Origin of the sequence: Silvanigrella sp. (genome assembly GCF_044369315.1) — a bacterium.
Classification (GTDB): domain Bacteria; phylum Bdellovibrionota_B; class Oligoflexia; order Silvanigrellales; family Silvanigrellaceae; genus Silvanigrella.
In genome coordinates, this window is the sequence record NZ_JBIPMD010000104.1 from 1 (window position 1) to 10,511 (window position 10,511).

Here is a 10,511-nt window from a genome sequence, read left to right on the forward strand (position 1 = left end):
ACGGTTTCTTCATCAGTAAACGAGGGATTTGAATTAGGACTTATTTTTAAAAAAATATATGGAGAAAGTTGAGAAAAAAATTTGCAGGAAGTAAGGTAAACGGTGATGAGTTGGTTCTGCCAATCCAATGGTAGCTCCTTTGTTACTTTTTTTTAAGCAACAATTAACTAACAAATTGGAGCTATTTCTTCAATCTTCACAATATCTTTCTCAACTCTTAACTGGCATTTTATATTTATTGTAAATTTCTTTATATTTATTGATTAGTTCTAAATTAGTACTTTCTTGATAAGCTTTATTATATTCTTCAAATAATTTATTATTAAAGTTAGAATCTTTTGTACTAATTAATTCAGAATAAAACATTATATCAAAATCATCAATTAATGGATAAAGCTCATAAGGAAGTTCATCTTTAAAATCACTGAATAGTATTTGAGTATTTATATTTTGTCTATTTTTGTTATATAAATTAGCATCTATAGCAAAAGTTGGTGAGAAAATAAAAGAAGTTAATAATAAGTATATATTTTTATTAATCATGATTGCTCCTATTAAAAAATTTAATTTTTTTAAAATAAAAAAACAATTTTTCATTTAAGCTTAAATTTTAAAAAATGCAATCATGTCTATATATAATATAATAATTTCAGTAAATTTAAATAAAATTGAATCCATCAAATTTTAAAAAGATAATTCTGTTATTATTTTAATTTAAAAAATAATATTTTATCTGTGAACAATTCAGATAAAATTAAGCAAATATAGTTTTTTATATTTTTATTAGATAGGAAAATAATACTTCAAAAATTTTTATTTTAAGAATCTTTTTATTTGTTTTTCTGTTTGATCAAGAGGGAGCAACAAATCTAAAGCCATTTTTAAATGCAATCAAAATGATGGAGCGACTCAAAATACCCGAGTATATCTAAAGTATTCGTTTTAATGATCCTGAAAATGTTTTTTACGATGTCTTTACAGTGCTTAAAGAATTGATATGCCTAACTTGTAGTTACTCATCTTTTGTAAAATTAAGAAATTTAATTGGAAAAAAGTACATTATGCCGTCTCTGGCAATTTAACCGATGCTAAGACTGATGATTTTTATAAGAGTTGTAATTAAATATTTATAAGGCATAGTAAGATAAATTTATTTTTTCTTTTTTTAAACTCATTTATTAATTTCAAAATCCTCTTTTACATAATGATAGTAATAATCTTTATTTTTTATTAAACTTTTAACAAAAACGATGTCTTTTAATATTTTATTCTCTGTAATTTTATCTTGATTTACTTTTGCAATTTCAAGTGAATATTCTAATAATTTTAAACCCTCATTAAATTTTTGAAATTTGATATATTTTTTTGCCGCTATAAAGTAAACACTTTGAAATATTTCAGATAACATTGATTCATTATATTTCTTAATATATTCTGAATTTATTTCACATACTTTATTTATTCCTTTAAAAAACTCTTCTATTTTGTCTTCACGGTAATTTAAGAATGATTCTAAAAAAAGATGAATTGTATTATTTTTAATATCATTTTTATTAATATTATTTTTTAATAGGTTTAAATATTCATGACTTTTTTCAAAATTATCATTATTTGAATAATTCATTATTAATGTTATATAAGCAATAATATATTTTTTATTCGTTTTTATTGCTGATTTAAGATCTTCTATTGATTTATTTTCATCATTTAAATATGTATCATACAATAAATGACGATTATAATATGTAATTTCATTTGGTTTAAGACTAATTGATTTATTATAATCACGTAACGATTTATCAAATTCCTTTAATTTACTATAAACAATTCCTCTTTTTTGATAACATAAATCACAATTTGGATTTAATTTTATGGCCTTAGTTAAATTTTCTTCTGCTTTTTTATATTCCTTATGATCTAAATAAGTATGTCCTAAATTAACATAAACTTGCAAATGTCTTTCTTCTGGTAACTTACTTAAAGCTAATTTATATAAACTTTCCGCTACTAATAAATCTTTCTCTTCGTTAGCTGTATTAATAAGCATATCGGCTTCTAACGTCTTTATACTACCTTTTATTCTATTTTCGGAATTGGGTTGTTTTATTGTATTATTATTGTCCCTAAAAATTAGGAATACACCTACTATAATAAAAATGATTAGGGCATAGTAAAATAAATTTATTTTTTCATTTTTTAAACTCATTTATTAATTTCTAAGTCCTCTTTTACATAGTGATAGGAATAATCTTTATTTTTTATTAAACTTTTAACAAAAATAATGTCTTTTAATATTTTATCTTCTGTAATTTTATCTTTTTTAACTTTTGCTATTTCAAGTGAATATTCTAATATTTTTAATCCCTCATTGAATTTTTGAGATTTTATATATTCTGTTGCTGCTATAAAGTAAACACTAAGAAATATTTTAGATGATATTGTTTCATTTTTATTTTTAATATATTCTGAATTTATTTCGCATACTTTATTTATTCCATTAAAAAATTGATCCATTTTATCTTCACGGTAATTTAAAAATGATTCTAAAAAAAGGTAAATTGTATTACTTTTAATATCATTTTTATTAATATTATTTTTTAACAGACTTAAATATTCACGGCTTTCTTTAAAATTATCTGCATTAGAATAACGCATGATTAATGGCAAATAAGCAGTAACATATTTTTTATTCACTTTTATTGCTGATTTAAGGTCTTCTATTGATTTATTTTCATCATTATAAAATGAATCATGCAATAAATGACGATTAAAATATGTAATTTCATTTGGTCTAAGACTAATTGATTTATTATAATCACTCAATGATTTATCAATCTCATTTAATAAACCATAAACTACTCCTCTTTTTTGATAACATGAATCACAATTTGGATTTAATTTTATTGCTTTTGTTAAATTTTCTTCTGCTTTTTTAAAATGATCATGATCTAAATAAGTATGTCCTAAATTTTCATAAACTTGCCAATGCCTGTCTTCTGGTAATTTACTTAATGCTAATTTATATAAATTTTCTGCTACCAATAAATCTTTCTCTTCATTAGCTGCATTAATTAGCATATCGGCTTCTAACGTCTTTATACTACCTTTTATTCTATTTTCGGAATTGGGTTGTTTTATTGTATTATTATTGTCCCTAAAAATTAGGAATACACCTACTATAATAAATATGATTAGGGCATAGTAAGATAAATTTATTTTTTCTTTTTTTAAACTCATTTATTAATTTCAAAATCCTCTTTTACATAATGATAAGAATAATTTTTATTTTTTATTAAATTTTTTACAAAAACAATGTCTTTTAATATTTTATTCTCTAATATTTTTCTATTATTAATTTCAGATAATTCTAGTGAATATTCTAAAATTTTTAATGCTTCATTAAATTTATTAATTTTTAAATATTCATCTAAGCCGATCAAATAAACTTCAAAAAAAGTTTCAAAAAGAATGGATTTCTTATTTTTCTTTATATATTCGGAATGCTTTTCAGAGGCTAAATTTAGTGATTTAAAAAATTCTTCCATTTTATCTTCACGATAATTTAAAAAAGATTCTAATATATGGTATGTTGCTATATTTTTATTATCATGATTACTTATAATGTTTTTTAAATATTTCATTAAAGCATGATTCTCTTGAAAATTATTTATGTTAGAATAATGCATTATTAAAGGAATATATGCTTTAATATAATTTTTATTTATTTTTATTGCTGATTTAAGATCTTCAATTTCTTTTTTTTTGTCTTTTAAATATCTATTATATATTAAATATCTATTAAAATATGTAATTTCATTTGGCTTAAGACTAATGGATTTATTATAATCACTTAATGATTTATCAATCTCATTTAATACACTATATACTACACCTCTTTTTTGATAACAGGAATCACAATTTGGATTTAATTTTATAGCTTTTGTTAAATTTTCTTCTGCTTTTTTATATTCTTTATGTTCTAAATAAGTATGTCCTAAATTTTCATAAACTTGCCAATGCCTGTCTTCTGGTAACTTACTTAATGCTAATTTATATAAATTTTCTGCTACCAATAAATCTTTCTCTTCGTTAGCTGTATTGATTAGCATATCGGCTTCTAGAGTTTTTATACTACCTTTTATTCTATTTTCGGAATTGGGTTGTTTTATTGTATTATTATTGTACCTAAAAATTAGGAATACACCTACTATAATAAAAATGATTAGGGCATAGTAAGATAAATTTATTTTTTCTTTTTTTAAACTCATTTATTAATTTCAAAATCTCCATCTACATAGTGATAGTAATAATCTTTATTTTTTATTAAACTTTTAACAAAAAAAATGTCTTTTAATATTTTATTTTCTGTAATTTTATCTTCATTAACTTTTGCTATTTCAAGTGAATATTCTAATATTTTTAATCCCTCATTGAATTTTTGAGATTTGATATATTCTGTTGCTGCTATAAAATAAACACTAAGAAATATTTCAGATAACATTGATTCATTTTTATTTTTAATATATTCTGAATTTACTCCACATACTTTATTTATTCCATTAAAAAATCGCTCCATTTTGTCTTCACGGTAATTTAAGAATGATTCTAAAAAAAGATGAATTGTATTATTTTTAATATCTTTCTCATTTATATTATTTTTTAATAGGTTTAAATATTCATGACTTTCTTTAAATTTATTATTATTCGAATAATACATAATTAATGGTATATAAGCTTTAATATATTTTTTATTCATTTTTATTGCTGATTTAAGATCTTCTATTGATTTATTTTTATCATTGAAAAATGAGTTATACAATAAATGACGATTAAAATATGTAAATTCATTTGGTCTAAGACTAATTGATTTATTATAATCACTTAATGATTTATCAATCTCATTTAATTCACTATATACTACACCTCTTTTTTGATAACATGAATCACAATTTGGGTTTAATTTTATAGCCTTTGTTAAATTTTCTTCTGCTTTTTTATATTCTTTATGATCTAAATAAGTATGTCCTAAATTAACGTATACTTGCCAATGTCTTTCTTCTGGTAACTTACTTAAAGCTAATTTATATAAATTTTCCGCTACCAATAAATCTTTCTCTTCGTTAGCTGTATTAATAAGCATATCGGCTTCTAACGTCTTTATGCTACCTTTTATTCTATTTTCGGAATTGGGTTGTTTTATTGTATTATTGTTGTCCCTAAAAATTATGTATACACCTACTATAATAAATATTATTAGGGCATAGTAAATCAAATTGCTATTTTTTATTTTATACATAAAACTAATCCTCCAAATTGTTTAAATTAACAATTTTTAAATTTTTAATAAATCAAAAAGGTAATGTCAAATATGGAAAATAGAAACTATCCTTTTAGAATGCATAAAAATATACAATTTAAAAATAGAATTTCACTTGGAAAACCCTATTTAATTAAAAAAGGAGATACTCTTTGGGATATCTCATTTAAAGAATATAACGAGAGTAAGTATTGGCCTTATATATGGCTTAATAATATTTACCCTGTCCATTTATCTCAAATATCAATACTTTCTCCATTACTGTTATACCCAAATACAACAATATATTTACCATTAAAACACGAAGTTCATGAATGGTATGATAAAGAGGACAAGTGGCTATTAGATAGTATACGCATGTCCTATTTTCATTCTCAAATTCGGACATATTCCTATAATAATTATTTATCAGAAGATAATAAAATAGATAATAAAAAAGTAGCTAAAGGTGAGGATAATAAAACCTTAAAAGATGTTTTTGGAAAACTATCAATAGACTTAAAAGGACTAGAACACCAAACTGGTGAATTAAAAATAAAAAAAATGGGAAAAATTCATTATAAACTTGTTTTTAATTTTGGAAAACTTAGTGTTCAAAAAGAAAGTACCGCTCCCTCTTCTATAGGTTATACACACACTATAAAAACAAAAGATAAAAACACGAATGAAATTGAAATAAAAAAAGATATTTCTGCTTTTGTAAATGAATTTAATTCTTTGCCAGATGTCGCCAAAGAATTTTTTTCAACCATTACATATAAAGTTTCTCCTGATATTACGAACCCAAGCGCATCTGTTACTTTTGGATCAATTAAAGTTGAGATAGATAAAACATCAAAACTACCCAGCATAGGTTATTCAAATAAATTATCAACTATTTTAGATGATAAAAGTGCAAAATTAGATTCACCCTTTGGTCCTTTAGATATAAAAGTTGATTTAAAAGCTTCTATTCCTATTGGTCCCATTTTAGTATTTTCAGGAGCATTTGAAATTGACAAAGTTTTTGGTGAAGAATTAACAAAAGAAACAAGTGAAAAAATTATTAAAAAAATATATAAAGAAAAATACAATGGAGAAAGTGTAAAAATTGGTTTAGAGGAAGTTTCGGCAAGCCTTACAGTATATTATTTTCCGTTCAATGAAATACAAAAAGATAAAGATAAAAAACCAAACAGAAAGAAAAAAAATCCTTTTGATCATGACCTGCTTAACAATTCACTTAAGTATATGATTTTAATTGAATATATGAATAAACTACAAAAAGATTACCAACATAAAACAAAACCTGGGGAAAAATTAGTAAACGTTCCAAAACAAAAGAAAAATAAAAAAAAGGTTAAAAGGCCAAATCCAAAATATCCTCAAATTAAAGATGAAGACGTTACCTTCACGGCACCAGTTACAAAATCGGAAACAATTACACTAATGGGTTATTATGATGAAACTCATGTTAAAAATTTAAATATGTTATTAGCAAGAAAAAATAAATTTGATCTAAACGCTAAGAAAATTAATAGTATTAAAGACTTTTTAAATGATCATCACACTGAATTACATATGACCAAATTTTCACATGTATTAGATAAAGTTCCATTTTCTTTTTGGTATGTAAATGTTTATCCTAATCATTTGCTATATAAAAAATCTAATGAAGATATGCAAAACAGAATTGTACTCGTTAAAAAAGAAAATGATTTAAATGTATATTTAGGCAGAGCTCTTGTTGTGGCTGCTATAGTTGGCTATATTGTGATAGCAAGTAACCCTGTTGGCTTTGCAGCGATAGGAATTGCAACCGCAGTTGCATTAGCAGAATAAATTTTCAATACTCAAACCCATTTAAAAAACTTTCTACATTTACTCCAAGTTCACTTACTAAATAGCCACCTTCTTGCAGAATAATTGTCTTTTTATTTAATTTACGAAACTCACGACCTAATTTTTGAAAATCGGCAATACTAATATTAAAGTGACCAATGGGATCACCTGCTTCAATGTCAAAACCAGCCGATAATATTAAATAGTCAGGTTCCATAGCCTTAAAAGCTTTATTTATTCCATTTAAAAGAGCTTTAAAATATTCATTAGGTGAAGACAATGGCATTAAAGGAACATTTAAATTATAACTCACGCCATCATCTATTCCAATTTCGGTTTCAAATCCTGTAAAGTAAGGATATCCAACTAAAGGATGTGCATGAATGCTAAAATAAAAAACTTCAGAGGAATCATAAAAAATACTTTGAGTCCCATTGCCGTGATGATAATCAAAATCCACAATCATGACACTTCCCGATTTTGATAAATATTTTGCAATAATAGCCGCATTATTTAAGTAACAATAACCTCCAAACATATTTTTTGAAGCATGATGTCCTGGAGGGCGGCATAATGCATAAGTCGCTTCTCCTGTTTTTTTGGTGTGTAAAGCAGCAGAATAAGCAGCACTTGCAGAAGCAACAGCAGCATTCCAAGTGTTATTCATTAAAGAAGTACCTGCATCAAAACAATAATAACCGGCACGTTTTGGAATAAAAGGTTCATGTCTTGGAATACGACTATCGCAAGGAAACACGTAAGGACAAATAATTTCATCATTTTTTAAATTTTGAGAGGACTCCAAAAAATGAAGATAATCTTCATCATGAACTGTGGTTAATGCGTCATAAGGTAAAATTTCGGGCACAATAATTTCATAATGACCAACTTGTTTAAATGCTTTTAATATGGAATCTATGCGGCTCACCTTATCATTATAAGGGTGTGCTTTTCCATTATAAACTTCTTTTTTAATGACATGTTTTTTTTGGAGAGAACTGTAAAATATTTTCATGAAAATTACTTTCTTACTTTATATACCTTATAAGGTAACTCACAGATCAAAATCATAACTGATTCAAAATTAAGATTCCATACTATTAAAGAAAGTATTTTAAATAAAAGTAAACTTGTAAAATTTAAAAATCACTTTACTATATGCCAGAATATCAATTCATGTCAATGAACTGTAAAAGGAGTAAAAATGTTAACAAGCACAAAAATTCCCAGAATAATTGGCCATAGAGGAGCAAAAGGACTTGCACCAGAAAATACTTTAGTTTCTTTTCGCAAAGCAAAAGAACTTGGTGCTACATGGGTTGAGTTCGATGTAAAAGAAACCGAAGATGGTGTCCTTATTATTATGCATGATGATGATCTCGATAGAACAACAAATGGCAAAGGTGCTATTATAAAATCGAAGTGGTCCGAAATAAAAAATCTTGATGCAGGATCATATTTTCATTCCTCATTTACTAATGAAAAAATTCCAACTTTAGAAGAAACATTTTTGCTTTTAAGTGAATTAAACTTAGGTGCAAATATTGAAATCAAGCCTTGCCCTACAAGAGAAAAAAGAACTGCCATAGCTATTGCCAATGAAATTAAAAACAAATGGCCTATAAATCTTCCGCCGCCATTAGTATCTAGTTTCAGTATGGAATCTCTTGTGGCCGCAAAAAAAGTCGATCCAAATTTGATTATTGGAGCTTTATTTGAGACACTCCCTCACGATTGGAAGAAAATAGCATTAGAGGTTCAAGCAAAAACCATACATATTGATCACGAAATAGTGAATAAAAACATGATTAATGATATAAAAAATGAGGGTTATCCTTTACTTACATATACAGTTAATGATCAAAAAAGAGCGAACGAATTATTTGATATGGGTGTTACCGCAATATTTACCGATTTTCCTTGGAAGGAGTAATAAAAATGAAAATAATTAATTTAGTTACTTTAAGTTCAGCAATAGGTTTAATATATTCAACTGAGGCATTACCTAAAACAGAAGTCCAATTTTGGCATGGTTTTTCTGGAATTACTGCAGAATATTTAAATGCAATTGTCAATGATTTTAATAGCTCACAAAAAGAGTATCATGTGAATGCTGTTCGAAAAGGAACATATCAAGAAACAATGATGGCTGGTATTGCCGCATATCGAGCAAAAAAACAACCTGATTTGATCCAAGTATATGAAGTAGGAACAGCGACCATGATAGCTGCAAAAGGAGCAATTATTCCTGTTTCGACTTTAATGAGTGAAAACAATGTTACCTTAGATACCCACGACATTATTCCAGCAGTAAAAGGTTATTATAGCCAAGGAGACACTTTAATCTCATTTCCATTAAACAGCTCTTCTCCAGTATTGTATTATAATAAAACAATATTTAAAAAAGCAGGGCTTGATCAAAATACACCTCCTAAAACATGGAATGAACTTTTTAAATTTGCTGAAAAAATTAAAAAAACAAACTCTGCTGTATGTGGATTTACGACTACATGGCCCGCATGGATCCAACTTGAAAATTTTAGTGCTTGGCACAATGTTCCGTATGCTTCAAATAATAATGGTATGGAATCTACAAAACCAAAATTACTTTTTAATTCAAAGTTACAAGTTAAACATTGGGAAAATATTCAAAAAGCAAATAAAGAAGGTTACTTTACTTATTATGGTAGAACAACAGAAGCAGAAATGGCATTTACAACTCAAAAGTGTGGAATTTACTTAGATTCTACAGGCTCATATGGTGATGTAAAAGAAGCTAAAGTTAATTTTGGAGTTGCTCAATTACCTTATTATGAAAGTGTTGAAGGAGCTCCACAAAATACAATTATTGGTGGCGCGAGTCTTTGGGTATTTAATGGTATTTCAAAAGAAAAACAAAAAGCAGCAGCCATATTTATTTCTTATTTAAGTAAGCCTGAAGTTATGGCAAAATGGCATCAATCTAGTGGTTATTTACCCGTAACAAATGCCTCATATAATTTTACAAAACAAAGTGGTTTTTATAAAGAGAATTCGGGATATGAAGTAGCCATTTCTGAATTAAATAATAAATCTCCAACAAATAATTCTAAAGGATTACGAATCGTAGGTTTACCAAATATTCGAAATATTATTGAAGCAAATTTTGAATCTATGTTATCAGATAAAATGACTGCAAAAGTTGCTTTAGATGACGCAGTTGAAAAAGGAAATGCAATCATTAAAAAATCGGGTGAATAAGTGGAAAAAAGATCCGGATTTAATTGGTAGGTAGAGACATGACTTTTATTTCCTTTCAAATAAAGTAATTCATTGCCATGAAACCCCTGCAGAACCGGACTTGTAGTTTTCCCACATCCGGCTCCCAGAGATG

General features: G+C 25.8%; 9 protein-coding genes. 3 read left to right on the plus strand and 6 right to left on the minus strand.

The window, feature by feature from the left end; genetic code table 11:
* Positions 1-210: 210 nt before the first annotated feature.
* The 5 genes from ACIQ56_RS09640 to ACIQ56_RS09660 all read right to left on the minus strand — a co-directional run bounded on the left by ACIQ56_RS09640 (position 211) and on the right by ACIQ56_RS09660 (position 5,296).
* Entirely contained in the window at positions 211-543 is a 333-nt protein-coding gene (locus tag ACIQ56_RS09640) for a hypothetical protein (RefSeq protein ID WP_397600853.1), read from the minus strand.
* Positions 544-1,171: 628 nt separating this feature from the next.
* Positions 1,172-2,206, minus strand: coding sequence for a tetratricopeptide repeat protein (locus ACIQ56_RS09645; protein WP_397600854.1), 1,035 nt, complete (start codon positions 2,204-2,206; stop codon positions 1,172-1,174).
* Complete coding sequence (locus ACIQ56_RS09650) at positions 2,203-3,237, minus strand: tetratricopeptide repeat protein (protein ID WP_397600855.1); 1,035 nt, start codon at positions 3,235-3,237, stop codon at positions 2,203-2,205. Before ACIQ56_RS09650 ends, ACIQ56_RS09645 begins: the two co-directional genes overlap by 4 nt.
* A complete protein-coding gene (locus tag ACIQ56_RS09655) occupies positions 3,234-4,268 on the minus strand; it encodes a tetratricopeptide repeat protein (RefSeq protein ID WP_397600856.1) in 1,035 nt (344 codons plus the stop codon). The genes ACIQ56_RS09650 and ACIQ56_RS09655 overlap by 4 nt, the downstream gene beginning before the upstream one ends.
* The gene (locus ACIQ56_RS09660; protein WP_397600857.1) at positions 4,265-5,296 is read right to left on the minus strand and encodes a tetratricopeptide repeat protein; all 1,032 of its coding nucleotides are present in this window, start codon (positions 5,294-5,296) and stop codon (positions 4,265-4,267) included. The genes ACIQ56_RS09655 and ACIQ56_RS09660 overlap by 4 nt, the downstream gene beginning before the upstream one ends.
* Before the next feature lie 72 nt (positions 5,297-5,368).
* On the opposite strand from ACIQ56_RS09660, the gene ACIQ56_RS09665 reads away from it, so the two are divergent.
* Positions 5,369-7,138 carry a LysM peptidoglycan-binding domain-containing protein gene (locus ACIQ56_RS09665; protein ID WP_397600858.1) on the plus strand — a complete coding sequence of 590 codons (1,770 nt, stop codon included), beginning with the start codon at positions 5,369-5,371 and terminating at the stop codon, positions 7,136-7,138.
* Positions 7,139-7,142: 4 nt separating this feature from the next.
* On the opposite strand, the gene ACIQ56_RS09670 is transcribed toward ACIQ56_RS09665, so the two are convergent.
* Positions 7,143-8,153: a histone deacetylase family protein gene (locus ACIQ56_RS09670; RefSeq protein ID WP_397600859.1), complete on the minus strand. Its 1,011-nt coding sequence runs from the start codon at positions 8,151-8,153 to the stop codon at positions 7,143-7,145.
* A gap of 189 nt (positions 8,154-8,342) precedes the next feature.
* Between ACIQ56_RS09670 and ACIQ56_RS09675 the strand changes: the two genes are divergently transcribed.
* Both ACIQ56_RS09675 and ugpB read left to right on the plus strand, forming a co-directional pair.
* A complete protein-coding gene (locus ACIQ56_RS09675) occupies positions 8,343-9,071 on the plus strand; it encodes a glycerophosphoryl diester phosphodiesterase (RefSeq protein ID WP_397600860.1) in 729 nt (242 codons plus the stop codon).
* Between the two features lie 5 nt (positions 9,072-9,076).
* Positions 9,077-10,378 (plus strand): sn-glycerol-3-phosphate ABC transporter substrate-binding protein UgpB, encoded by a 1,302-nt coding sequence (gene ugpB, locus ACIQ56_RS09680; protein WP_397600861.1) that lies wholly within the window; start codon positions 9,077-9,079, stop codon positions 10,376-10,378.
* Positions 10,379-10,511: the final 133 nt, after the last annotated feature.